This window comes from Bradyrhizobium sp. 192 (assembly GCF_023100965.1).
In the GTDB taxonomy this organism is placed as follows: Bacteria; Pseudomonadota; Alphaproteobacteria; order Rhizobiales; family Xanthobacteraceae; genus Bradyrhizobium; species Bradyrhizobium symbiodeficiens.
Window position 1 is genome coordinate 7,929,409 of the sequence record NZ_CP064690.1, and the last position, 25,240, is coordinate 7,954,648.

General features: G+C 65.4%; 20 protein-coding genes and 1 pseudogene. 10 read left to right on the top strand and 11 right to left on the bottom strand.

Annotation, left to right across the window (positions count from 1 at the left end; genetic code table 11):
- Positions 1-107: 107 nt before the first annotated feature.
- Positions 108-4,853: a glutamate synthase large subunit gene (gene gltB / locus IVB24_RS37270; RefSeq protein ID WP_247771535.1), complete on the top strand. Its 4,746-nt coding sequence runs from the start codon at positions 108-110 to the stop codon at positions 4,851-4,853.
- A 157-nt stretch (positions 4,854-5,010) separates the two neighbouring features.
- The gene (locus tag IVB24_RS37275; RefSeq protein WP_140482597.1) at positions 5,011-6,462 is read left to right on the top strand and encodes a glutamate synthase subunit beta; all 1,452 of its coding nucleotides are present in this window, start codon (positions 5,011-5,013) and stop codon (positions 6,460-6,462) included.
- Positions 6,463-6,626: 164 nt separating this feature from the next.
- Here the strand turns inward: IVB24_RS37275 and IVB24_RS37280 are convergent, their stop codons facing one another.
- Complete coding sequence (locus IVB24_RS37280) at positions 6,627-8,384, bottom strand: outer membrane beta-barrel protein (protein WP_247771536.1); 1,758 nt, start codon at positions 8,382-8,384, stop codon at positions 6,627-6,629.
- Positions 8,385-8,576: 192 nt separating this feature from the next.
- Here IVB24_RS37280 and IVB24_RS37285 point away from each other — a divergent pair, with 192 nt between their 5' ends.
- Positions 8,577-9,584: a KpsF/GutQ family sugar-phosphate isomerase gene (locus tag IVB24_RS37285; protein WP_247771537.1), complete on the top strand. Its 1,008-nt coding sequence runs from the start codon at positions 8,577-8,579 to the stop codon at positions 9,582-9,584.
- A gap of 157 nt (positions 9,585-9,741) precedes the next feature.
- Here IVB24_RS37285 and IVB24_RS37290 read toward each other — a convergent pair whose 3' ends face one another.
- Positions 9,742-10,299 (bottom strand): carboxymuconolactone decarboxylase family protein, encoded by a 558-nt coding sequence (locus IVB24_RS37290; protein WP_247771538.1) that lies wholly within the window; start codon positions 10,297-10,299, stop codon positions 9,742-9,744.
- A 72-nt stretch (positions 10,300-10,371) separates the two neighbouring features.
- Between IVB24_RS37290 and IVB24_RS37295 the strand changes: the two genes are divergently transcribed.
- A complete protein-coding gene (locus IVB24_RS37295) occupies positions 10,372-10,737 on the top strand; it encodes a winged helix-turn-helix transcriptional regulator (protein ID WP_247771539.1) in 366 nt (121 codons plus the stop codon).
- A gap of 24 nt (positions 10,738-10,761) precedes the next feature.
- Here the strand turns inward: IVB24_RS37295 and IVB24_RS37300 are convergent, their stop codons facing one another.
- From IVB24_RS37300 to hemH, 4 genes and pseudogenes are all read right to left on the bottom strand, one after another.
- Positions 10,762-11,205, bottom strand: coding sequence for an NfeD family protein (locus IVB24_RS37300; RefSeq protein WP_094973196.1), 444 nt, complete (start codon positions 11,203-11,205; stop codon positions 10,762-10,764).
- A 54-nt stretch (positions 11,206-11,259) separates the two neighbouring features.
- Positions 11,260-12,261 (bottom strand): annotated as a pseudogene (locus tag IVB24_RS37305) (SPFH domain-containing protein).
- Positions 12,262-12,486: 225 nt separating this feature from the next.
- Positions 12,487-13,455 carry an ABC transporter substrate-binding protein gene (locus tag IVB24_RS37310; RefSeq protein WP_247771540.1) on the bottom strand — a complete coding sequence of 323 codons (969 nt, stop codon included), beginning with the start codon at positions 13,453-13,455 and terminating at the stop codon, positions 12,487-12,489.
- A gap of 8 nt (positions 13,456-13,463) precedes the next feature.
- Positions 13,464-14,501 carry a ferrochelatase gene (hemH, locus tag IVB24_RS37315; protein ID WP_247771541.1) on the bottom strand — a complete coding sequence of 346 codons (1,038 nt, stop codon included), beginning with the start codon at positions 14,499-14,501 and terminating at the stop codon, positions 13,464-13,466.
- A gap of 84 nt (positions 14,502-14,585) precedes the next feature.
- Between hemH and IVB24_RS37320 the strand changes: the two genes are divergently transcribed.
- Positions 14,586-14,984: an MAPEG family protein gene (locus IVB24_RS37320; RefSeq protein WP_094973200.1), complete on the top strand. Its 399-nt coding sequence runs from the start codon at positions 14,586-14,588 to the stop codon at positions 14,982-14,984.
- A 150-nt stretch (positions 14,985-15,134) separates the two neighbouring features.
- Here the strand turns inward: IVB24_RS37320 and IVB24_RS37325 are convergent, their stop codons facing one another.
- From IVB24_RS37325 to IVB24_RS37335, 3 genes are read right to left on the bottom strand one after another with little or no spacing between them, the layout of a single operon-like run.
- Positions 15,135-16,259 (bottom strand): nickel/cobalt transporter, encoded by a 1,125-nt coding sequence (locus IVB24_RS37325; RefSeq protein WP_247771542.1) that lies wholly within the window; start codon positions 16,257-16,259, stop codon positions 15,135-15,137.
- Positions 16,256-16,894: a DUF1007 family protein gene (locus IVB24_RS37330; RefSeq protein WP_140482577.1), complete on the bottom strand. Its 639-nt coding sequence runs from the start codon at positions 16,892-16,894 to the stop codon at positions 16,256-16,258. Before IVB24_RS37330 ends, IVB24_RS37325 begins: the two co-directional genes overlap by 4 nt.
- On the bottom strand, positions 16,894-18,975 hold the full coding sequence (locus tag IVB24_RS37335; protein ID WP_247771543.1) for a M3 family metallopeptidase: 2,082 nt from the start codon (positions 18,973-18,975) through the stop codon (positions 16,894-16,896). The genes IVB24_RS37330 and IVB24_RS37335 overlap by 1 nt, the downstream gene beginning before the upstream one ends.
- A 138-nt stretch (positions 18,976-19,113) precedes the next feature.
- Between IVB24_RS37335 and IVB24_RS37340 the strand changes: the two genes are divergently transcribed.
- The 5 genes from IVB24_RS37340 (at position 19,114) to IVB24_RS37360 (ending at position 23,959) form a co-directional block, all read left to right on the top strand.
- Positions 19,114-19,368 (top strand): hypothetical protein, encoded by a 255-nt coding sequence (locus IVB24_RS37340; protein WP_094973204.1) that lies wholly within the window; start codon positions 19,114-19,116, stop codon positions 19,366-19,368.
- A 684-nt stretch (positions 19,369-20,052) separates the two neighbouring features.
- Entirely contained in the window at positions 20,053-21,195 is a 1,143-nt protein-coding gene (locus tag IVB24_RS37345; RefSeq protein WP_094895989.1) for a type III PLP-dependent enzyme, read from the top strand.
- A gap of 130 nt (positions 21,196-21,325) precedes the next feature.
- Positions 21,326-21,913, top strand: a complete 588-nt coding sequence (locus IVB24_RS37350) for an N-acetyltransferase (RefSeq protein ID WP_247771544.1) — start codon at positions 21,326-21,328, stop codon at positions 21,911-21,913.
- A gap of 147 nt (positions 21,914-22,060) precedes the next feature.
- On the top strand, positions 22,061-22,450 hold the full coding sequence (locus tag IVB24_RS37355) for a RidA family protein (protein ID WP_247771545.1): 390 nt from the start codon (positions 22,061-22,063) through the stop codon (positions 22,448-22,450).
- A 66-nt stretch (positions 22,451-22,516) separates the two neighbouring features.
- Complete coding sequence (locus tag IVB24_RS37360) at positions 22,517-23,959, top strand: homospermidine synthase (RefSeq protein WP_247771546.1); 1,443 nt, start codon at positions 22,517-22,519, stop codon at positions 23,957-23,959.
- Between the two features lie 113 nt (positions 23,960-24,072).
- Here IVB24_RS37360 and IVB24_RS37365 read toward each other — a convergent pair whose 3' ends face one another.
- Together IVB24_RS37365 and IVB24_RS37370 are read right to left on the bottom strand one after the other, a co-directional pair.
- The gene (locus tag IVB24_RS37365) at positions 24,073-24,399 is read right to left on the bottom strand and encodes a hypothetical protein (protein ID WP_247771547.1); all 327 of its coding nucleotides are present in this window, start codon (positions 24,397-24,399) and stop codon (positions 24,073-24,075) included.
- A gap of 102 nt (positions 24,400-24,501) precedes the next feature.
- The gene (locus IVB24_RS37370; protein WP_247771548.1) at positions 24,502-25,218 is read right to left on the bottom strand and encodes an MgtC/SapB family protein; all 717 of its coding nucleotides are present in this window, start codon (positions 25,216-25,218) and stop codon (positions 24,502-24,504) included.
- Between the last annotated feature and the right edge of the window lie 22 nt (positions 25,219-25,240).

Below are 25,240 nucleotides of genomic sequence, written 5' to 3' on the forward strand. Positions count from 1 at the left end.
GCGGCTCGCAGCGGACGAGCGGTGACCCAGAGGCGGGTGCCGCGGTACGCCCAAGGTGCGCCGAAGGTGGCGGTGAGGCAGCTTGCCGCATGGAGAGGATTGGAACAATGAACGGGTCGCAATTCGAGAGCGCAAACATCGTGGCAGAACAGCTGTCGGCGACGGTCGCTTCGAAAACGACTGATCCGATCACTTCACCGATTCAGGAACACAATTCGCGCCCGCCAGCCGTTGGCCTCTATGATCCGAGCCTGGAGAAGGATTCCTGCGGCGTCGGCTTCATCGCCAACATCAAGGGCAAGAAGTCCCACGAGATCGTGGCGGATGCGCTGAGCATCCTCTGCAACCTCGAGCACCGTGGCGCCGTCGGCGCGGACCCGCGTGCCGGCGACGGCGCCGGCATCCTGGTGCAGATCCCGCACGCCTTCTTCAGCCGCAAGGCCGGAGAGCTCGGCTTCGCGCTGCCTCAGCCCGGCGAATATGCCATCGGCGCGCTGTTCATGCCGCGCGACACCGCATGGCGCAACGTCATCAAGAGCATCATCGCCGACCAGATCAAGGAAGAGGGCCTGACCCTGCTCGGCTGGCGCGACGTGCCGACCGACAATTCCTCGCTCGGCGTCACCGTGAAGCCGACCGAGCCCGCCTGCATGCAGGTGTTCATCGGCCGCAACGGCACCGCCAGGACCGAGGACGATTTCGAGCGCCGGCTCTACATCCTGCGCAAGTCGATCTCGCAGGCGATCTACCAGCGTCGCGACCGCGGGCTTGCAGGCTATTACCCCTGCTCGATGTCCTGCCGCACCGTGATCTACAAGGGCATGTTCCTCGCCGACCAGCTTGGCAAGTACTATCCGGATCTGCACGAGAAGGATTTCGAGAGCGCGCTGGCGCTGGTTCACCAGCGCTTCTCGACCAACACCTTCCCGGCCTGGTCGCTGGCGCATCCCTATCGCATGATCGCGCATAACGGCGAGATCAACACGCTGCGCGGCAACACCAACTGGATGGCGGCGCGCCAGGCCTCCGTCAGCTCCGAGCTCTACGGCAAGGACATCAACCGGCTCTGGCCGATCTCCTACGAAGGCCAGTCGGACACCGCCTGCTTCGACAACGCGCTCGAATTCCTGGTGCAGGGCGGCTACTCGCTGCCGCACGCCGTCATGATGATGATTCCGGAGGCGTGGGCCGGCAATCCCCTGATGGACGAGAAGCGTCGCGCCTTCTACGAATATCACGCCGCGCTGATGGAGCCGTGGGACGGCCCCGCCGCGATCGCCTTCACCGACGGCCGTCAGATCGGCGCCACGCTCGACCGCAACGGCCTGCGGCCGGCGCGCTATCTCGTCACCAAGGACGACCGCATCGTGATGGCGTCCGAAATGGGCGTGCTGACGATCCCCGAGGACCAGATCATCACCAAGTGGCGGCTGCAGCCCGGCAAGATGCTGCTGGTCGACCTCGAACAGGGCCGTCTGATCCCCGACGACGAGATCAAGGCCGAGCTCGCCCGGAGCCATCCCTACAAGGAGTGGCTGGAGCGGACCCAGATCGTGCTGGAAGAGCTGCCGAAGGTGCCGACGACAGGCGTGCGCTCAAACCTGTCGCTGCTCGATCGCCAGCAGGCGTTCGGCTACAGCCAGGAAGACATCGCGATCCTGATGACGCCGATGGCGGCCACCGGCGAAGAAGCGGCAGGCTCAATGGGCAACGACACGCCGATCTCGGCGCTGTCGGACAAGGCCAAGCCGCTGTTCACCTACTTCAAGCAGAACTTCGCGCAGGTCACCAATCCGCCGATCGATCCGATCCGCGAAGAGCTGGTGATGAGCCTCGTCTCCATCATCGGGCCGCGGCCGAACCTGTTCGACCTGCAGGGCATGGCCACGACGAAGCGTCTCGAAGCGCGCCAGCCGATCCTGACCGATGCGGACCTCGAAAAGATCCGTTCGATCTCGGACGTTGCCGACACCCACTTCAAGTCGCGTACGCTCGACACCACATTCCACGCCGGTCTCGGCGCGGCCGGCATGGACCAGGTGCTGGATGAGCTCTGCGCGCGCGCCGAAAGCGCGGTGCGCGAGGGCGTCAACATCATCATCCTGTCCGACCGCATGGTCGGCACCGACCGCGTGCCGATCCCGTCGCTGCTGGCCTGCGCCGCCGTGCATCATCACCTGATCCGCACCGGCCTGCGCACCTCGGTCGGCCTCGTCGTCGAATCCGGCGAGCCGCGCGAAGTGCATCACTTCGCCTGCCTTGCCGGCTACGGCGCCGAAGCGATCAATCCGTATCTCGCGTTCGAGACCATCGTCGCGATGAAGGACCGCCTGCCCGGCTCGCTCGACGACTACGAGATCGTCAAGCGCTACATCAAGTCGATCGGCAAGGGCCTTTTGAAGGTGATGTCCAAGATGGGCATCTCGACCTACCAATCCTATTGCGGCGCGCAGATTTTCGACGCGGTCGGTCTCAAGGCCGAGTTCGTCGGAAAATTCTTCGCCGGCACGCATACCCGCGTCGAGGGCGTGGGCCTCGGCGAGATCGCCGAGGAGGCGGTGCGCCGTCATGCCGACGCGTTCGGCGAGGCTCTGGTCTACAAGAGCGCGCTCGATGTCGGCGGTGAATATGCCTATCGCAGCCGCGGCGAGGACCATGCATGGACCGCCGAGTCGGTCGGGCTGCTGCAGCACGCCGCCCGCGGCAACTCGCTGGAGCGCTATCGCGCCTTCGCCAAGATCCTCAACGAGCAGTCGGAGCGGCTTCTGACGCTGCGCGGCCTGTTCCGGATCAAGAACGCCGACGAGGAGAAGCGCAAGCCGGTCCCCCTCGACCAGGTCGAGCCGGCCAAGGACATCGTCAAGCGTTTCGCCACCGGCGCGATGAGCTTCGGCTCGATCTCGCGCGAGGCGCACACCACGCTTGCGATCGCCATGAACCGGATCGGCGGCAAGTCGAACACCGGCGAAGGCGGCGAGGAAGCCGACCGCTTCAAGCCGCTGCCGAACGGCGACAGCATGCGCTCGGCGATCAAGCAGGTCGCCTCGGGCCGCTTCGGCGTCACCACGGAGTATCTCGTCAACTCCGACATGATGCAGATCAAGATGGCGCAGGGCGCCAAGCCCGGCGAAGGCGGCCAGCTGCCCGGCCACAAGGTCGACGCGACCATCGCCAAGGTGCGTCACTCGACCCCGGGCGTCGGCCTGATCTCGCCGCCGCCGCATCACGACATCTACTCGATCGAGGATCTGGCGCAGCTGATCTATGACCTCAAGAACGTCAACCCGACGGGCGACGTCTCGGTCAAGCTCGTCTCCGAGATCGGCGTCGGCACGGTCGCCGCGGGTGTCGCCAAGGCGCGCGCGGACCATGTCACCATCGCAGGCTTCGAAGGCGGCACCGGCGCTTCGCCGCTGACCTCGATCAAGCATGCCGGCTCGCCGTGGGAGATCGGCCTCGCCGAAACCCACCAGACGCTGGTGCGCGAGCGGCTGCGCAGCCGCATCGTGGTCCAGGTCGACGGCGGCTTCCGCACCGGCCGTGACGTCGTGATCGGCGCGCTGCTCGGCGCTGACGAGTTCGGCTTCGCCACCGCGCCCTTGATTGCGGCCGGCTGCATCATGATGCGCAAGTGTCATCTCAACACCTGCCCGGTCGGCGTCGCGACGCAAGACCCCGTGCTGCGCAAGCGCTTCACCGGCCAGCCCGAGCACGTCATCAACTACTTCTTCTTCGTCGCCGAGGAAGTCCGCGAGATCATGGCCTCGCTCGGCTTCCGCAGCTTCAACGAGATGATCGGCCAGGTTCAGCTGCTCGACCAGACCAAGCTGGTCGCGCACTGGAAGGCCAAGGGCCTCGACTTCTCCAAGCTGTTCGTCAAGCAGAAGGAAGAGAAGGGCCAGAAGATCTATCACTCCGAGCGCCAGAACCATCATCTGGAAGCCGTGCTCGACCGCACGCTGATCGAGCAGGCCAGGCCTGCGCTCGACCGCGGCGCGCCGGTGAAGATCGAGGCCACGATCAACAGCACCAACCGCTCCGCGGGCGCGATGCTGTCGGGCGCCGTCGCCAAGATCTACGGCCATGCCGGCCTGCCGCACGACACCATCCATGTCAGCCTCAAGGGCACCGCGGGCCAGGCCTTCGGCGCGTGGCTCGCCCACGGCGTCACCTTCGAGCTCGAGGGTGAAGGCAACGACTATGTCGGCAAGGGCCTCTCGGGCGGCAAGATCATCGTCAAGCCGCCTGCCAACAGCAGCATCGTGCCGGAAGAAAGCATCATCGTCGGCAACACCGTGATGTATGGCGCGATCCAGGGCGAGTGCTACTTCCGCGGCATCGCCGGTGAACGTTTCGCCGTGCGCAATTCGGGGGCCGTCGCGGTCGTCGAGGGCGCAGGCGATCATTGCTGCGAGTACATGACCGGCGGCATCGTGGTCGTGCTGGGCAAGACCGGGCGCAACTTCGCGGCCGGCATGTCGGGCGGCATCGCCTACGTGCTCGACGAGACCGGCGATTTCGACCGTCTCTGCAACATGGCGATGGTCGAGCTCGAGCCCGTGCTGTCGGAGGAGATGATCAACGCCGACACTTATCACGCCTCCGGCGACCTCGAGGCGCACGGCCGGGTCGACGTGTTCAAGAACCTGCTCGCCTCCGACGTCGAGCGGCTGCACGTCCTGATCTCGCGCCACGCGAAAGCCACCGGCTCCAAGCGCGCCGCCGACATCCTGGCCAATTGGAAGCAATGGCTGCCCAAATTCCGCAAGGTGATGCCGGTCGAGTACCGGCGCGCGCTGCGCGAAATGGCCGCCAATGCGGACGCCGAGCCGAAAATCGCGATCGGGGCGTAGGAAAAAGCCTCATGGTGAGGAGGCGCGAAGCGCCGTCTCGAACCATGAGACAGCCATCCGGGCCTTCATCCTTCGAGACGCGGCGCGAAGAGCGCCCCGCTCCTCAGGATGAGGGGAGAGAGAACAAAGAATTCAAGCGGCAGGGACTTCGGGTTTAATGGGCAAGATCACGGGTTTTCTCGAAATCGAACGGCATGACCGCAAGTACACCCCGGTCGCCGAGCGCGTGAAGCATTACAACGAGTTCGTCGTTCCCTTGACCGAAAAGGAAACGCGCGACCAGGCCGCGCGCTGCATGAATTGCGGCATTCCCTATTGCCACGGCACCGGCTCGGTCGCGCCCGGCACGCCCGGCTGCCCGGTCAACAACCAGATCCCCGACTGGAACGACCTCGTCTACCAGGGCAATTGGGAAGAAGCCTCGCGCAATCTGCACTCGACCAACAACTTCCCGGAGTTCACGGGACGTATCTGTCCGGCGCCGTGCGAGGCGTCCTGCACGCTCAACATCGACGACAACCCCGTCACCATCAAGACCATCGAATGCGCGATCGTCGACCGCGCCTGGGACAATGGCTGGCTGAAGCCCGAGATCGCCGCCCACAAGACCGGCAAGAAGGTCGCCGTGATCGGCTCGGGCCCGGCCGGCATGGCCTGCGCGCAGCAACTCGCGCGCGCCGGCCACGACGTGCACCTGTTCGAGAAATACGCCAAGGCCGGTGGCCTGCTGCGCTACGGCATCCCCGACTTCAAGATGGAAAAGGGCGTCATCGACCGCCGTGTGGCGCAGATGGAAGGCGAAGGCGTCACCTTCCACTACAACAGCCATGTCGGCACCGAGGGCAATGTCGATCCGCGCGAGATGCTCAACGAGTACGACGCGGTGGCGCTGACCGGCGGCGCGGAAGCTCCGCGCGACCTGCCGATTCCCGGCCGCGAGCTCCAGGGCATCCACTACGCCATGGACTTCCTGCCGCAGCAGAACCGCCGCGTCTCCAGCGAGCCCCTGAACGGCGTCCAGGAGATCCTGGCCGGCGGCAAGCACGTCGTCGTCATCGGCGGCGGCGACACAGGATCCGACTGCATCGGCACCTCGCTGCGCCAGGGCGCGCTTTCGGTGACCCAGCTCGAGATCATGCCCGCTCCGCCCGAGCGCGAGAACAAGGGCCTGACCTGGCCGAACTGGCCGCTGAAGATGCGGACGTCCTCCAGCCAGGCCGAAGGCGCAATCCGCGAATTCGCCGTGCTGACGCAGAAGTTCTCGGGCGAGAACGGCCAAGTCAAGAAGCTGCACTGCGTCCACGTCGACGACAAGTTCAAGCCGATTGCCGGCACCGAATTCGAGCTCGATGCCGATCTCGTCCTGCTCGCGATGGGCTTCGTGCACCCTGTGCACGAGGGCCTGCTGAAGCAGCTCGCGGTCGAGCTCGACCCCCGCGGCAACGTCAAGGCCAACACGCTGGACTACCAGACCTCGCGTCCGAACGTGTTCAGCGCGGGCGACATGCGTCGCGGCCAGTCGCTGGTGGTCTGGGCGATCCGCGAAGGACGGCTGTGCGCACGGTCGATCGATACTTTCCTGATGGGGAAGACGGACCTGCCGCGGTAGGTTCTGTCATTCCGGGGCGCGCCACTTGGCGCGAGCCCGGAATCCATCCGGCCCCAGCGCTCATGGATGAATGGATTCCGGGCTCGCGCTTCGCGCGCCCCGCAATGCCTGCAGAAAGGGCCCCGCCTTGTCGCACGGAATGCGCGCAGCGGCATGCCCGCCCCTTAATTCTGCAACCTCACGCCCACCAACATCACCGTGCCCTGCGAGCTCGATCCCGGCTGGTTCGAATCCAGGATGTCGTGGCGCAGCGTGCCCTTGATCCAGATGTTGCGGTTGAGCTTGTAGATCAGATTGCCTTCGAGCGAGTAGGTCTTGTCGTTGCGATTCTGGCCCTGGTAGTCGTAGGTACCGTAGGTGAACTTGCCGACAGCGGTGAGCCAGCGGCGGAAGTCGTGATCGACTTCGGCGGCGTAGGTGCGCACCAGGACGCCGGAGGAGCCTGGGATCGTGGTCTCGGCGATCTGCGTGTCGGTGAAGAATTTCACCGTGGTGAGGCCGCTCGCATTCCAGATCAGCGAGCCCGTAGTAAGGAAGCCCGCAAGTTGGCTGAGGCGCGGGTCGGTATAGTTGCGCGCGGAATAGCCGACCGAGATTTCGCCGATGAGGATGCGCGAGAATTCAAAGGACGAGCCGACCTTGGCGTAGCCGCCGTTCGAATCGCGGAAAAAGCCGTTGCGATCGGCGGCCTGGTCGTGAACGCGGGTGTCACCCTGGATCTCGACGAACGGCTTCAGGCCCGGCTTGAGGTCGTAGGAGAAGCGCCCGATGCCGCCATACTGGTTGAAGTCGCGATCGCCGTTCCCAAAGGTCGAGCCGTCGGTGAGCTTGGAGTCCGTGTAGGCGGTGCGATCGACGGTGCCGCCGGCGGCGACCTGGAAGCGATTGAAGGTCTGGTCGAAGCCGACAGTGGTGCCGTAGGCAGCGTAGACAGGATATCTCTGCAGGCCGGCCTGCACGTTGGGGCTGCCGGGATTGTCAGTGGCGAGCCGCAAGCGCAGCTGCGAGGTCAGCTTGAGATCGCGGCTGACATCGAGCCGGCCATCGACATGGCCGGTGAAGTCGGGGCGGTCGGCTTCGACCGGCGAAGGCGAGGCAAAGCCGTCGATCGTCGCCGGCATGTTTTGGGTGTAGCCGGAGAACGAGCCGCGCAGGTCAGCCACCAGCGCGTGGCGCTCCCAGTCCGAGACCACGAGGAGATCGGGCGCGACGACATAGACCGGGGAGCCGACCGGCTTGTTCAGACGCGTGGGATTGGTGTCGTAGCCGGTGGAGAGCTCGAGCCCACCTTTGATCAGGAAACTGCCGGCGTAATCGCCGACGGCGCCAAACGCGTCGTCATCAGCCTTGAGGCGGCGGCGCAGCGGCTGGCCGGGCACGGTGCCCGCCATCGCCGCCGGCACCGGCGCCTTGTTGGCGGAGGCGGATGGCGGCGGCGCAATCTTCGGCAGGCCGAGCGTCGACGGCGGCGGCGCCGTGGTCGGCACCGGCGAGCCGGGACCGGCAGCGCGCTTCGGCTTCGGCTGGCCCGGATAGAGCTTGGGTTGCTGCCGCTTGCGGTTGAGCGAATCGTAGCCGGAGCTGCTCGCGCCGGTGGCGGCAGGTAGACCATAAGTCGGGACCTGACCGATGCGCGAGGTCGCCGGCTTCTCGCGGGCCTTGCGCGGATCGGCATTGGGATCGGGCAGCGCCGGCAACGCATCTGACGGCGCCTGCGGCACGCCGGCGGTGCGGCGGGTCGGCAGCGTCTCGGGCGAAGCGAATCCGCCGCGGTTGGGATTGAACAGGTCGGGCGTGAGACTCTGGGCGGCCGCGGGCCCGCTTCCGAGGGCCGTCAGCGCAAGACCCGGCACAAGGCACGGCAAAGCGGCGCGCAGGAATTGCGCGCGTTTGCTCCGGCCAATGCCTGGAGACGACCCCACGATGGAATAACTCCAACGAAATCAAACACTTTCACGACGGTCTCCACCGGGAGGCGGGAACCACCGTTAATGGAGTTAAACAATTATGGTTAATGACCGGTTGAGGGTGTCGGCGCGCTCGTCGCCTCCAGAGCCGCGGCGTGCTAAGGAGGCGCCGACCGGGCGAACGCCCCCTCCTCCCTGGACCAGAACATGCCGAGTTCGAAACCGCTGATGACCGCATCATCCGGCCCCATCCCCGACAGCGTCGAATCCGCGCTCCGCACGCTGGAGACGGAGAGCGGCGGCATCAACGCACTCGCCGCCGCCCTGCGCGGCCCGCTGGGCGCGACATTCGCGAAAGCCGTCGATCTGATCCGCTACGCCAAGGGCCGCGTCATCGTCACCGGGCTCGGCAAGTCAGGCCATATGGGGCGCAAGATCGCCGCAACGCTGGCCTCGACCGGCACGCCGGCGTTCTTCGTGCACGCCGCCGAGGCCGGCCACGGCGACCTCGGCATGATCACCACCGACGACGTCATCATGGCGCTGTCCTGGTCCGGCGAGCAGCCGGAGATGAAGAACCTCGTGAACTACTCGGCGCGCTTTGCGATTCCCATGATCGCGGTGACGTCGAATGCCGCCTCCTCGCTGGGACAGGCCGCCGACCTAGTGATCGAGCTGCCGAAGGCGCGCGAGGCCTGCCCGCACAATCTGGCGCCGACCACCTCGACGCTGATGCAGGCCGCGATCGGCGACGCCCTCGCGATCGCGTTGCTCGAAGGCCGCGGCTTCACCGCGCTGGAGTTCGCGCATTTCCACCCCGGCGGCAAGCTCGGCGCGATGCTGAAATTCGTCCGCGACTACATGCGCACGGGTGCCGAGATCCCGGTCAAGCCCCTGGGCACCAAGATGTCGGACGCCGTGGTCGAGATGTCGGCCAAGGGCCTCGGCTGCGTCTGCATCGTCAACGCAGCGAACGAGGTCGCGGGCATCATCACCGACGGCGACCTGCGCCGCCACATGCGTCCCGACCTGCTGACGGCATCGGTCGACGACATCATGACGAAGCAGCCGAAAACGGTGCCGCCCTCGATGCTCGCCACCGAGATGATCGAGGTGCTGAACACACGCAAGATCACGACGCTGGTCGTGACCGAGGCCGGCAAGGTGGTGGGCATCGTGCATCTGCACGATCTGCTGCGCGCGGGCGTGGCCTGATCTGTCATCCCGGGGCATCACGAAGCGATGAGCCCGGGATCCATCGGGCCACAGAGTTTGTCTCTCGATGGGTTCTCAGATGCGCAATTGCGCATCATAGCTCGCGCCAAGTGGCGCGCCCCGGAATGACGGGGAGTGTGCGTACGCTCTCCGCCCGTTAGAGCGGGGCCGGAAACCGCGCTGCCATTTCCTCCAGCGGCAGCTTCAACCCGTTCGCCAGATACGACACCGTGCGATAGAAGCCGCACAGCAGCATGATCTCCAAAATCTGCGCCTCGTCGTAATGCGCCGACAGCGCGGCAAACTCTTCATCGCTCAACGTTGCGCGGTAATGCAGCGCATCGACCGCTGCGATCAGCGCCTGCTCGCCCGGTGACCAACATGACGACGCGGCATCGCCCTGCACCGTGGCACGCACCTCGTCTTCGGTGAGCTTCGCCGGCCCGGCAAAGATCGCGACATGCACGCCCCATTCATACTCGCATTGATTCAGCGCGCAGGTGCGGTCGATGACGATCTCGCGCTGGCGCAAGGAGAGCGGGCCGGGATCGAGCAGGCCGCCGGCTCGAAACTTGTCCCAGGCGCGGCTGTGGCCTGCCATCACCCGGAACAGCAGCAGCGGCGGCGCGCCGCGCATGATACGGTCGAACTGCGCCTGGATCTCCGGGGGATAAGGCGGGGTGAGCGGGGCGATGCGCGGTTTGAATTGGGACATTGGCCGCCTCCTTTGCTACTTTTGTTGTAGCAGGACGCTACACTATCTGTAGCACGACGCAAGGGGGAGACAATGGCAAGGCAGGCGGCATCAGGAAGCGTCCGCGGCTCGCACAGCGGGCGGCCGGTCATGGCGCTGCTGGACCTGCTCGGCCGGCGCTGGAGCCTGCGAATATTGTGGGAATTGCGCGGCGAGCCCCTCACCTCCCGCGCGTTACGCACTGCGTGCGACGAGGCCTCGCCGACGGTGCTGCAGGCGCGACTGACGGAGTTGCGCGAGGCGGGGTTCGTGGAGCTGGGCGAAGGCGGAGGCTATGGGCTGACCGCACTCGGGCGGGAGTTGTGCGGGATGGTCATGCCGCTGCACCGGTTCGCGGAGAGGTGGAAGCCTTCTCCCTCGCCCCGCTTGCGGGGCCGCGACGAGCGCCGCTCGCGCTGAGAGCGTCGGGGCGAGGCGAAGAAGCTACGCCGCGCCCACGGTCAGGTTCGCACCATCCACCTGCACCACCTTCACCCGCGTTCCCGCCGGCGTATCGGGGCCCGCGACGCGCCACACCGTGTCGCCGATGCGCATGGTGCCGCTGCCGTCGACGATCGGCTTCTCCAGCGTGAACTCGCGCCCGAGCAGCGCATCGGCGCGCTTGTTGAGGAACGGACTGGCGCTCGCATCCGGCTTCGGCCGGGCGAGACGGCGCCACACCGGCACGGCGGCAGCGGCGAACAGTGCGAACATCACGAGCTGGATCTGCCACGACAGGGCGACCGTGAACGAGATCAGGCCGACGAGCAGCGCGGCAAGTCCCAGCCAGAACAGGAAGATACCCGGCGCCAGCACCTCCAGCGCCATCAGGATGAAGCCGAAGATCAGCCAGTTCCAGGTGCCCAGCGATACGAACATGTCGGTCATGACACGACCTTCTATCATGGTGCATGCCCCTGTCGAAGGGGCATGCGCCGGTGACTATCCCTGCCGCGGCGGCACCGCCGGCGGCGTGCCGCCTGACGGCACCGAGCTCGGACGGCGCGCGGCGGCAGCAGCGGAAGCCGCGCTTTCGCCGAACGTTGCCTTGGCGATCTCGCCGATGCCGGCGAGCGAGCCCAGCATGCTCATCGCCTCGACCGGAAGCATGATGACCTTCTGGTTCGGCGAGTCGGCCAGTTGCCCGAACGCCTTGATGTATTTGTCGGCGATGAAGTAATTCAGCGCAGCCACGTCGCCCTTGGAAATCGCTTCGCTGACCATCTGGGTCGCCTTGGCCTCGGCCTCGGCAGACCGCTCGCGGGCTTCGGCATCGCGGAACGCGGCTTCCTTGCGACCTTCGGCCTGGAGGATCTGGCCCTGCTTGGCGCCCTCGGCGCGCAGGATCTCGGACTGGCGCTGGCCTTCGGCGGCGAGAATGTCGGCGCGCTTGACGCGCTCGGCCTTCATCTGCCGGCCCATGGCTTCGACGAGGTCGGCCGGCGGCACAATGTCCTTAATCTCGATGCGGTTGACTTTCAGGCCCCAGGGCGAGACCGCGGCATCGACCACGCGCAGCAGGCGCTCGTTGATCTCGTCGCGGTGCGACAGCACCTGGTCGAGATCCATCGAGCCCATCACGGAACGGATGTTCGTCATGGTCAGGACGGTGACGGCCTAGGTCAGGTTGGAGACCTCGTAGCTCGCTTTGGCAGCATCGAACACCTGGTAGAAAGCAACGCCGTCCACCGTCACGGTGGCGTTGTCCTTGGTGATGACCTCCTGCTCGGGGATGTCGATCACCTGCTCCATCATGTTGATCTTGCGTCCGACGCGATCGAAATAGGGCACGATCAAATTGAGTCCGGGGCTCAGCGTCTGAGTGTATTTGCCGAACCGCTCGATGGTCCAGTCATAGCCCTGCGGCACCGTCTTCACGCCGGCGACCAGCGTGACGATGACGAGCAACACCAGAACAATCGCGAAAATGTCGAAGCCGCTCATATTTCCTCCAAGGCAGGAAAACGACCTTTCCCGCGTCGTATGTTGGTCGGTATCGCAACCCTACCGGTTCAGCGGTCGCAATTCACGTCGGTATCGGCTCAATTCTGCACAAGTCGTCCAGGTAGGGAATGGCCACGATATGTATTTGCGAGGGGCCCTTGAAAGCGTTCAGGCGCAAGCCTAGCGGCGAAAGTTAACGAATCCGAAACGGCTCGTTGGACGACTTCATTCGATGACGTCATCCGCGAGGGCGATGAGGCCCGGGTGAACTGTCACGCCGAATTCCCTGGCGGTCTTGAGGTTGACCGTGAGCTCGAACTTGGTGGGGTTCTGCACTGGCAGGTCGGCTGGCCGCGCCCCCTTCAGGATGCGATCGATATAGTCCGCGGCACGGCGGAGCTGCTCGGCGCTGTCGGTGCTGTAGGACATCAGCCCACCCTCATCGACGAAGGTGCGGCTCCAGAACACCGCCGGCGCGCGCGCCTGCGCGATTGCGGCCAGGAGCTGGCCGCGATTGGCCATGGTGAAGAAGTCCGGCAGGATCAAAAAGCCGCCGTCCCTCCGCGAAGCCAGCGCGGAGATGGAAGCCGCGTCATGTACCGGCGCGGGCTCGACCGTCACATGGAGCGTCCGCGCGGCGTCCTCGACGGTGCGCAGCATCAGGGGCGCGAACGGCGCCGTGGCGGGATTGTAGACGACGACAACGCGGGACGGTTTCGGGGTGACCTGCGTCAGCATCTCCAGCCATTTGCCGGCCAGCGGGCCGTCGTAATCGGTGAAACCGGTGACGTTGCCGCCGGGATGCGCGAGGGTTTCGACAAAGCCCTGGCTGACGGGATCGGTGACGACGGCGAACATGATCGGGATCGTCGTGCTGCGCCGGCGCAGCTCCTCGACCGAGGGCGTGCCGAGCGCGAGCAGGACGTCGGGCTTGAGCGCGATCAACTCGCCAGCGAGCCGTGCGATGCGGGCGCGGTCGCCGCCGCCGCTGCGCCAGTCGATCTCGAGGTTGTCGCGCTTTTTCCAGCCGAGGCCGGCGAGCGCCTCGGCCAGGCGGGCCTGGCCTATCACGTCGTCGGAGGCGATGACGGAGAGCACGCCGAGCCGGCGCACCGCGCCCGGCTGCTGCGCCAGGACCGGGGCCGGCAGCGCCGCGATCATCCCAAGAAGCGCCAGACACTCACGGCGGTTCATGGGACGCCTCAGATCCAGCCCTGGAGCTCGCGCAGCACGAGGGTGCGGATCACGTCCATGCCGGGGGCGCTGTCGTTAAGGCAGGGGATTGCGGAAAACGCCTCACCGCCGTTGTGCTTGAAGATCTCGGCGTTCTCCTGCGCGATCTCCTCCAGCGTCTCCAGGCAGTCGGAGGAAAAGCCTGGCGTCACCACGGCGAGGCGGCGCACGCCTTCCTTCGCGAGCCGCTCCATGGTCTTGTCGGTGTAGGGCTGGAGCCACTCGGCATTGCCGAAGCGCGACTGGAAGGTCAGCAGCAGCTTCGTCTCGTCCATACCGAGCCGGCGACGCAGCGCCGCCGTGGTGGCGATGCAGTGGCTCTGATAGGGATCGCCCTTCTCGACATAGGATTTCGGCATGCCGTGGAACGACGCCACGATCAGCTCCGGCTTGAAGGATAGCGTCGCCAGATGGGTCTCGATCGAGACCGCAAGCGCCTCGATATAGGCCGCGTCCTCGTAATAAGGCGGCGTCACCCGCAGCGTCGGCTGGTTACGCAAACGGGCGAGCACCCGGAACACTTTGTCGCAGACCGTCGCCGAGGTCGAGGCGGAATATTGCGGATAGAGCGGGACCGCCAGGATGCGCTCGCAGCCTTTCGCGATCAGCGCGTCGATGCCGGATTTGATCGAGGGATTGCCGTAGCGCATCGCCCAGTCCACCACGACGTGAGCGCGGTCCGACAGGGCGGCGGCCAGCTTGTCGCTCTGCGACCGCGTAATGGTCTTCAGCGGTGACTCGTTCTTCTCGGTGTTCCAGATCTTCTGGTAGTCGAGCGCCTTGGCGCGGGGACGGCTGCGCAGGATGATCCCGTTCAGCACGGCTTTCCAGATCAGGCCCTGGTCCTCGATGACGCGGGCGTCCGAGAGGAACTCCTTGAGATAGACCCGCACGCCCGGCGCATCGGCCGTGTCGGGCGTTCCGAGATTGATCAGGAGCACGCCAGCGCGCGGCAGGACGGATTGAGCGGCCGGTCTCGCGGCCTCGCTGGGAACGACACTGGTCATGGCTCTGTGGGTCGCGCGTTGGTCTGAACTTGTCAAGATGAGGCCGGTTTCGTTAGGGTCGCACCCCGGGCGGGGGGAGAAAAGATGACACTCGCGGAATGGTGCGTCTTCGGAGCGCTGCTGCTCTATCTGTCTACGATCGCCGCGATCAAATGGATCAGGTTTCGGCGCTTCGACAATTCCCGGCCGCGCGACCCCGCCTTCTACGATGACGCGCTCTCGCAGCGCGCGCTCGGCGCACACCAGAACGGCATCGAGACCTTCCCGTTCTTCGCCTTCGCGGTACTTCTCGCCGAATACCGGGACTCACCGCAGCGGCTGATCGACGAGCTCGCGGCACTTTTCCTCATCGTGCGCCTCGCCTATGTGCTGACCTATCTCGGCAACCGCCCGACGCTGCGCTCGATCCTTTGGACCATCGGCTTTGCGATCAATCTCGGGATCTTCTTCATGCCGGCGCTGAAGCGGTTCTTGCCGGTGTGAGCCCCGCGTCCCGGTCTCGGTGCAGCGCGCCTGCGCTGCTCCGCAGAGTCGGGCCCCAGAAAGCTACAGGCCACCGTCCGGAGAGATGGGCCCCGGCTCTGCAGCGCATCGTCGAAGGGGCGCTGCGCTGCGTCCGGGCCACGAGTGTGCCTAGAAACACGTGGTCCGTTCAGCCGCGATGTAGCCCAACAAGAGACCTGTGCCGAGCAGCAGCACGACGCCCGCGGCCGCGAATTCGATGCCGCGCATGAACAGCGCACCGCCGCCGTCGCGCCCGGCGCTGAGGCGGGTGGCAATGTCCTTGGCGGAGACGGCGACGACCGCGATGGCCGCGACCGTGATCGCGGTGCCGATCCCCATCAGGAAGGTCGCGGCGATGCCGGCCCAGAACAGGCCCTGGGCCAGCGCGAACACCAGCACCAGGATCGCGCCCGAGCAGGGGCGGATGCCGACGGTGAGGATCGCGGCGAACCCGCGCCGCCAGCCGCCGGGGCCGGCAAGCTCGCTCGGCGTGGGGCCATGGGAATGGCCGCAATGTTCGTCATGGACGTGGTCATGCCCGTGATGGGCCTGGGCGTGCGCATGATCATGATCATGATCGTGGCGATGTCCGTGATCGTGATGATCGTGGGCATCATGATGATGGTGATGACCGTGATCATGGTCGTGCGGCACGCCGGCGAGGGCCGGCACCGGCTGGACCGCTTGCAGCGCCCTGATGAACGTGCGGCCCTTGACCCACACCAGCCGCAGGCCGAACAGCGCAATCAGGCCATAGCTCGCGATCTCGATCGCGCCTTCCGCCTTGCACATGGTTTTCGCGGTCGCATTCAGCACCCAGGCCGAAATGCCGACGATCAGGATCGCCACCAGCGACTGCATCAGCGCCGAGGCGAACGACAGTGCGATGCCGCGCCGCGCGGTCTCGCGGTTGGCGACGAGGTAGGAAGCGATCACCGCCTTGCCGTGGCCAGGGCCGGCGGCGTGGAAGATGCCGTACGCAAAGGAGATGAAGAGCAGCGTCCACACCGCCGAGCCGTCGGACTTGGCGGCGCGGATGGTCGACGACATCTGGCGATAGAATTCCGACTGCTTTGCCAAGAGCCAGCCGATGATCCCGCTGGCCTGGGGTTCAGCGGCCTGCGGCGGCTTCGGCGCGCCGAACGGATTCTGCGCGAGGACATCGTGAAGCGCGGCATCGGCCACCGCCAGCACGGCGGCAAGCGCGGCGCAGGCAACAAGCCCGCGGGCAAGCGGGGAGAGCTTTGGCTTCAAGGGCAATCCACCGTGATCTTGTTGGCGAACATCATGCCGAAATTGCTGTTTTCGCCGTTCAGGAACGTCTGCTCATTGAGCTTCTGGGCCGTGGCCGAGCCGTCGCTGGGCCGATCGAGCTTCATCTGGCAGCCGGCGGGCGCACCGACCAGCTTGACCGGATTGTCCTTGGCCATCTGGAAGTCGATGAAGTAGGAGCGGTCGAACACTTCGAGCACCAGTTGCTTGGGCTTGACCGGGTTCTTCAGCGGCAGCGTGAAGTGCAGGGTCAGCACCGTGTCCTTGTAGTCGAGGAAGTAGTCGACCGGCTCGTTAAAACGCTCCTTCTTGCCGTCGGCTCGCGCAAAGGTGAAGTAGGCGTATTCCTTCAGCGACTCGACATTGGTCTGCGCCAGCGGCCCGAGCTCCTCGCGCGTATAGGCGCCCTTGGTCTTGCTCTCGAGCCCCTGCACCGCATAGGCCGAGAACATGTCGTCGAACTTCCAGGCGTGACGGACGCCGGTGATCGAGCCGTCGCCGGCGTAGAGCAGCTCGCTGGTCGCGGTGATCCAGACATGCGGATGCGCGTGCGCCGCGCCCGCCGCGAGTGACAGGCCGGCAGCGAGCAGCAAGCCGAATAGGGCGCGCACGCCCATCAGGCGGCCTTCGCTTCGTCGAGCAGGCCGCGGCGGCGGAGCAGCGCGTCGGGTTCCGGAGGACGACCGCGGAAAGCCTCATAGGCGGCTTCCGGATCGAGCGATCCGCCACTCGAATAGATGTCGTCATGCAGACGCTTGGCGACGGCGGGATCGAAGATGTCGCCGGCCTCCTCGAACGCGCCGAAGGCGTCGGCGTCCATCACCTCCGACCACATGTAGCTGTAATAGCCGGCGGCATAATGATCGCCGGTGAAGATGTGGCCGAACTGGGTCGGACGGTGACGCAGCGCGATCTCCTCGGGCATGCCGATCTTCTCCAGCTCGCGTCTCTCGAAGGCGCGGACATCCTGCGCGGCGGCGGCCGGCTGGGTGTGGAATTCGAGATCGATCAGCGCCGAGGAGACGAACTCGACCGTGGCAAAGCCCTGGTTGAATTTTCGCGCGGCCAGGAAGCGTTGCAGCAGCTCGTCGGGCAGCGGCTCGCCTGTCTGGTAATGACGGGCGAATTTCTGCAGCACCTCGGGCCGCTCCTGCCAGTGCTCGTAGAGCTGCGACGGCAGCTCGACGAAATCGGTGAACACGGAGGTGCCCGACAGCGACGGATAGGTCACGTTGGAGAGCATGCCGTGCAGGCCGTGGCCGAACTCGTGGAACAGGGTGCGGGCATCGTCGGGCGACAGCAGCGAAGGCTCGCCGCCGGCGCCCTTGGCGAAATTGCAGATGTTGAGAACCAGCGGCGCGACCTCGCCGTCGAGCTTTTGCTGGTCGCGCAGCGAGGTCATCCAGGCGCCGGAGCGCTTCGACGGCCGGGCGAAGTAGTCGCCGTAGAACAGCGCCTTGTGCTTGCCGTCCGGCCCCTTCATCTCCCAGACCCGAACGTCGGGATGCCAGAGCGGAACGTCCTTGCGCTCATCGAAGGTGACGCCGAACAGGCGCGTGGCGCAGTCGAAGGCGGCGGCGATCATGTTGTCGAGCGAAAGATACGGCTTGATCGCGGAATCGTCGAAATTGGCGCGCTGAAGGCGCAGCTTTTCGGCGTAGAAGCGCCAGTCCCAGGGGGCAAGCTTGAAATTGCCGCCCTCTTCCGCGATCAGCGCCTGCATGTCGTCGCGGTCGGCAAGCGCCCGCGCCCGCGCCGGCTTCCAGACCCGTTCCAAGAGGCTCCGCACCGCGTCCGGCGTCTTGGCCATGGAGTCCTCCAGCCTGTAAGCGGCGAAGGTCGGATAGCCCAGCAGCTTGGCGCTCTCTTCGCGCAGCTTCAGGACCTCGACGATGGTTCCATTGTTGTCGTTGGCATTGCCGTTGTCGCCCCGCGCGGTGAAAGCCTTATAGGCCTTCTCGCGCAGATCACGCCGGGCGGAGCTCTTCAGGAACTGTTCGACCGAGGAGCGCGACAGCGTGACGATGGCCTTGCCTTCCATGCCGCGCTCTTCTGCCGCAGCCTTGGCGCTGGCGACGAAGCTCTCCGGCAGGCCCTGGCGGTCGGCCTCCCCCAGCTCCATGACCCAGTCCTGCTCGTCGCCGAGCAGATGATGGCTGAAGCTGGTGCCGAGCTGGGCGAGCCTCTCGTTGATCTCGGCCATCCGCGTCTTGGCCTCATCGGAGAGGCCGGCGCCGGCGCGGTGGAAACGGGTATAGGTGCGCTCCAGCAGGCGAAGCTGCTCTGGAGAAAGATCCAGCTTGGCGCGGTTCTCGTGCAGCTGGGCGATGCGGCCGAACAGCACGGCGTTCATCATGATCGGATTCCAGTGCCTTGCCATCCGCAGCGAGACCTCCTTGTCGATCTCCAGGATGGCCGGGTTGGAATGCGCCGACACGAGGTCGTAGAACACGGACGCCACCTTGCTCAGCAGCTTGCCCGAGCGCTCCAGCGCCGTGATGGTGTTGGCGAAGTCGACCGCCGCCGGATCGCTGGTGATCGCCGCGATCTCGGCGGAATGGTCGGCAAAGGCCTGCTCGAAGGCCGGCAGGAAGTGCTCCGGCTCGATCTCGTCGAAGGGCGGGGTCGCAAACGGCGTCACCCAGGCCTTCAGCAGCGGGTTGGTCTCGGAGTCCGTAATTTGGCGGGGTTCTGACATCACAAGTCCCAATTTCATGGCTCAATTGTTGCGGCCAGCTATAGCACGCGATGGGGCTTTTTTGGGCCATTTGCCCTTGCTCCCGGCCGCCTTTTCGAGGAGATTGCGGCCCTCGACAGACCCCGGACCCCTGAGCTCATGAACGCGCCTTCCTCCTCTTCCCGTCAGATCGCCTGGCCAAGCGTCATCACCGTCATCAGCGCCGCCATCCTGATCGGCGCCGAGGTGTTCGGCGCGGCGTTCGCCGGCGGCTGGGCGCTCGCGATCCTGTTCGGGCTCGGCGATCAGGGCACGCACATCCTGCAGGCCGTGCTGTTCGCGCTCGGCGTGCTCGTGATGACCGCGTTCATCCGCACAGCTCAGCGCATCGAGCCCTTCACGAAGCGCGGCTGACGTTGCTCGCGCGAGTGACGCGCGCTACTCGGCTCAAAAACTTAACGCTCGTTCATCTTCCGCGTCGCTCGCGCAACACTGCGCAAGCAGATGTTAGGCAATTCTGTTCTCAGCCTAAAAAAATTCTTGCGAAGCAGAGTCAAAACGCCTATGTGCGCTCTTGCCCAATTTCGCACGTGCCTGTGGTCGTGTGTCAGTCGGTAGGTATCCGGACAAGAGGCCGGACAGCCGCCAAGGGGTGAAGAAGCCGAGGGGCTCTTCGGAAGTGCGGAAGTCAAAGACCGAAAGTCGCAAGACATGAAGGTCGGAAGACGAAGCAAACCCGGAGCGTCCAGCATCTCTCTCAAGAGATGCCTTGTCGAAGGTGACTTCACTTTTTGCAACCGTGACTGGCAGCCGGAGGCGAACCGGCGCACCCCGCTCTCAACGGGGGACGCGACTTAAAGCAACGACGGATCGGGCTTTTTTGGTCTCTACCGGCATTCCAACGCCGGCGCGGGCTACTGAAAAGGCTTGTCCTTCATTGCCAGGTGTGCGGGCGGGAAATTCCCAACCAATCCACGGCAGCACAGTCTGATTTGAGTCTTTGGCTCGTCGCGCCTCCATCGCGCGATCTGGCCGGGGCGCTTATCCGACGACATTTTTTGAACGGATCCCCGTCGCTGGGCCGTTTGGGAGAGTGCTATGACCGAACGTATTCAGGAATTCCTGCGCAACCGCCGCAGCGAGGGCCAGGACACCGAGCCTTGCCTCGTGGTCGACCTCGAAGTCGTGCGCGACAATTACCAGACCTTCGCCAAGGCGCTGCCCGACAGCCGTGTGTTCTATGCCGTCAAGGCGAACCCGGCGCCGGAAGTGCTGTCGCTGCTCGCGTCCATGGGCTCCTGCTTCGACACCGCGACGGTCGCCGAGATCGAGATGGCGCTGGCCGCGGGTGCGACGCCCGACCGCATCTCCTTCGGCAACACGATCAAGAAGGAGCGCGACATCGCGCGCGCCTTCGCGCTCGGCATTCGCCTGTTCGCTGTCGATTGCACCGCCGAAATCGAGAAGATCGCCCGTGCCGCTCCCGGCGCGAAGGTGTTCTGCCGTATCCTCTATGACTGCGCCGGTGCCGAGTGGCCGCTGTCGCGCAAGTTCGGCTGCGACCCGGAAATGGCCGTCGAGGTGCTCGACGCTGCCAAGCGCCTGGGTCTGGAGCCGTGCGGCATCTCCTTCCATGTCGGCTCGCAGCAGCGCAAGGTGAAGGCGTGGGACCGTGCGCTGGCGATGGCCTCGCAGGTGTTCCGCGACTGCGCCGAGCGCGGCATCAACCTGACCATGGTCAACATGGGCGGCGGCTTCCCGACCAAGTATCTGAAGGACGTGCCGCCGGTCGTGACCTACGGCCGATCGATCTTCCGCGCGCTGCGCAAGCACTTCGGCAACCAGATTCCGGAGACCATCATCGAGCCGGGCCGCGGCATGGTGGGCAACGCCGGCATCATCGAATCCGAGGTCGTGCTCATCTCGAAGAAGAGCGACGAGGACGAGGTGCGCTGGGTGTATCTCGACATCGGCAAGTTCGGCGGTCTCGCGGAGACGATGGACGAGTCGATCCGCTACGCCATCCGCACCCGTCACGACGGCGCGGACATGACGCCGTGCGTGCTCGCAGGTCCGACCTGCGACAGCGCCGACGTGCTGTACGAGAAGAGCCCGTATCCGCTCCCCGTCACGCTTGAGATCGGCGACAAGGTGCTGATCGAAGGCACCGGGGCCTATACGTCGACCTACTCGGCGGTGGCGTTCAACGGCATCCCGCCGCTGAGGACGTACCACATCTGATCCGCCTCTTTCTCTGAGGCCTGACGAACCCGGGAGCCGGCTTGCCGGCTCCTCCCCTTACATTGCCATTCTGACGACGCTTGAGCCCGCGTGCCATTGGTGCACGGATTCAAGCGGGGACTGACGCGCCATGACTGCTTTTCGGAAGCCACAGATCGCCCTCACCTTGAAAGCCGCTCCGTTCGTGATCCGCGCGGAGCGTGCTGCCGACGTCGCTGTGCGTGAAGCGCTGCTCGATGCCTGCTTTGGCGAGACCCGCCACGGCCGCACCTGCCAGCGCCTGCGCGATGGACGCGCACCTGCCGCGGGGCTTGCCCTGTCGGCGGTGCGCGAGGGCAACCTCGTGGGAACCGTGCGGCTGTGGCACGTCAGCGCCGGAGGCAGGCCCGCTCTGGTCCTCGGACCACTGGCGGTGGATCCTGCCTGCCGCGAGCTCGGGATCGGCGCCGCGCTGATGCATCAAGCGCTGGCCGCCGCCCGGGCGCGCGGGCATGAAGCCGTCATCCTGCTCGGCGACGCCCCCTATTATGCCCGCTTTGGCTTCTCGGGCGAGAAGACGGCTGAGCTCTCGCTGCCCGGCCCGTTCGAACGCGATCGCTTGCTGGCGATCGAATTCACCGGCGGTGCGCTCGATGGCGCCGAGGGGATGATCGTCCCGACCGGCGCGCCGCTGTCCAAACGGAGGTCGGTTCGTCCCCTCCAGGCGCACGCGGCCTGAGGGATTGCCATGATGGCGACGACCGCAGCCGCGTAAAGCGGCAACGGCTAGCTGCGCCCCGACTGACGCCTGTTCTTTCGGGGTTGCGTGAGCCCCGGAAACGCCCTTTAACCCCGCGAAACACCCCTTTCAGTCGAGGTCCAAAACATGTCCCGTCGCCTGATCTCCACCGGCTCTCTGCTCGAGAAGTCCGTCGGCTACAGCCGCGCCGTGGTCGACGGCGAGTTCGCCTTCGTCGCGGGAACCACCGGCTATGACTACACCACGATGACGATGCCGGCAGACGTCACGAGCCAGTCACGCAACTGCTTCAAGACCATCGCAGCCGCCCTGAAGGAGGGCGGATTCGAGATGGCCGATATCGTCCGCGCGACCTACTACGTCACCGACGCCAGCTCCATCGATGCCCACTTTGCCGTCTGTGGCGAGGTCCTCGGTGACATCAGGCCGGCGGCGACATTGCTGGTCGTCAGCGCCCTCGCCAAGCCCGAGATGAAGGTCGAGATCGAAGTCACCGCCAAGCGCCGCAGCGTCTGAAGCGCCGCAGCGCCTGATCCATCCCCTCGCCATTTGTTTGCCAGCACGTTCCGGAGAAACCATCCCATGAGCCCCGCCTCGCAGATCCACGCGAAGATCACCGGTCCCATCGTCATGGTCGGCTTCGGCTCCATCGGCAAAGGCACGCTGCCGCTGATCGAGCGGCACCTCGACTACGACAAGTCGCGCGTGACCGTGATCGATCCCAAGGACGAGGGCCGCAAGGCGCATTGCGAGAAGCAGAATGTGCGCTTCATCCAGAAGGCCGTGACAAAAGACAATTATCGCGAGTTGCTGACGCCGCTGCTCACCGAAGGCGGCGGCCAGGGCTTTTGCGTCAATCTGTCGGTCGATACCGGCTCGACCGACATCATGGAGCTCTGCAACGAGCTCGGCGCGCTTTATATCGACACCGTCAACGAGCCCTGGCTCGGCTTCTATTTTGATGCCTCCAAGGGCCCGGAGGCACGCTCAAATTACGCCCTGCGCGAAGCGACGCTGGCCGCCAAGCGCGCGCGCCCCGCAGGCTCGACGACGGCCGTCTCCTGCTGCGGCGCAAATCCCGGCATGGTCTCCTTCTTCGTCAAGCAGGCGCTGCTCAATGTCGCCGCTGACCTCAAGCTCAACGCCCCCAAGCCCAAGACCAAGGCCGAATGGGCGGATCTGATGCGGCAGGCCGGCATTAAGGGCATCCACATCGCCGAACGTGACACCCAGCGCTCCAAGACGCCGAAGGAGCCCGACGTCTTCGTCAACACCTGGTCCGTGGAAGGTTTCCTGTCGGAAGGCGTGCAGCCGTCCGAACTCGGTTGGGGCACCCACGAAAAATGGATGCCGGAGAATGCGCGGACCCACGAAGCCGGCTGCGGCGCTGCCATCTATCTGATGCAGCCCGGCGCCAACACGCGCGTGCGGACCTGGTGCCCAACCCGCGGCGCGCAATATGGCTTCCTCGTCACCCACAACGAGTCGATCTCGATCGCCGATTACTTCACCGTGCGCGACGCCTCGGGCAACGCGGTCTACCGGCCGACCTGCCATTATGCCTATCATCCGGCCGACGATGCCGTGCTGTCGCTGCATGAAATGTTCGGCCGTGCCGCGAAGATGCAGGAGAAGCACCATATCCTCGACGAGAACGAGATCGTCGACGGCATCGACGAGCTCGGTGTGCTGCTGTTCGGCCACGACAACAATGCCTATTGGTTCGGCTCGCAGCTCTCCATCGAGGAAACCCGCAAGCTCGCGCCCTATCAGAACGCCACAGGCCTGCAGGTGACCTCCGCCGTGCTCGGCGGCATGGTATGGGCGCTGGAGAACCCGAACGAAGGCATCGTCGAAGCCGACGAGATGGATTTCGATCGCCTGCTGGAAATCCAGCTGCCCTATCTCGGCCCGGTCAAGGGTTTCTACACCGACTGGACGCCGCTGACGGACCGGCCGGGCCTGTTCCCGGAAGATATCGACACCAGCGATCCCTGGCAGTTCCGGAATATCTTGGTGCGGTAATCACCGCCGTCATGCCCGGGCTTGTCCCGGGCATCCACGGACTTGCTTTGCAGCATGCCAAAAACGTGGATGGCCGGGACAAGCCCGGCCGTGACGCTGCTAGCGCGAACTCCCTACTTCTTCTCCATCGGCGGCGCGATCTTCTCGGCCGGTGCTGGCGGCAGTGCCGGCTTGGTCGCCGTGCCCTGGGTCTGCTGGTCCGGGCGCGCCGGCTCGGGAGCCGGTGTGGTCGGCCGGTCGCCGCCGGGCTTGGCTTCGGCAGGCTTGTTCTGATCGTCGGACGGCGTGCCCTGGAGCGGCGGCGTCGCCTGCGCCAGCTCCACGCGACCATCAGCGCGGATTTGCGCGATCGATACCCCCGATATCACGACGCCGGCCGCAAGCATCGAGCAGGCGATCATGAAGTCGAGTTTCAGTCTGCGCTTGTCATTGCCGATCATGTCGATCACCGCCTTTTGTCTGCGAGATCAACGAAGTCGCCGGGCCGCGGTTCCGCAGCCGCTCAAGCGGGAACCGCGCGCTCGCGCGCGAAAACGCCGCGCTCAGTCCGAAGTGCTGACCTCCCAAGTGGCGTGGCGTACGCCCGGCAGGTGCTGGAGAGCGGTCGCAGCCGCGTTCAGCTCGTTCGGATCGACAGCCGTCGCGACCAGCTTGGCTACGATCTCCAGATTGTCTTCGCCGATCTCGACCACGTCGATATCGGCCACAGGATATTTCGCGGCCTCCAGCTTTTCGACGAGACGATCACGCATATCGGGGAGCGCGTCGGTGGCGACAGCGAGCTTGAAGTAATAGGTTGCCTCGGAGGCTTTCTCGTTCAGCGGGATGCGGTTGATGGCGTTGACCAGCGGGCGCAGCATGGTGTTGCCGGCGATGACGAACACGGTGAGCGCCGCGGCCTGCGCGATCATGTCGGCACCGGCGCAGGAGCCGACCGCAGCCGAGGCCCATAGCGTGGCGGCAGTGTTGAGTCCGCGCACGTCCATGCCCTGCTTCATGATGACGCCGGCGCCGAGGAAGCCGATGCCCGAGACGACATAGGCGATCACCCGGACCGCGCCGTCGGCGCCGTCCAGCTGCATGGCGAGATCGACGAAGGCGGCAGCGCCGACCGCAACCAGCACATTGGTGCGCAAGCCGGCGGTGCGCTGGCGATATTGCCGCTCGGCGCCGATCAGCGTGCCCAGCACGAAGGCCGTGAACAGGCTGACCAGCGTGTCGGCGAAGTCAGCAATCTCGAACGTCGTCAGAAACCGCATGGTCCCCCTATACGGTCAGAAC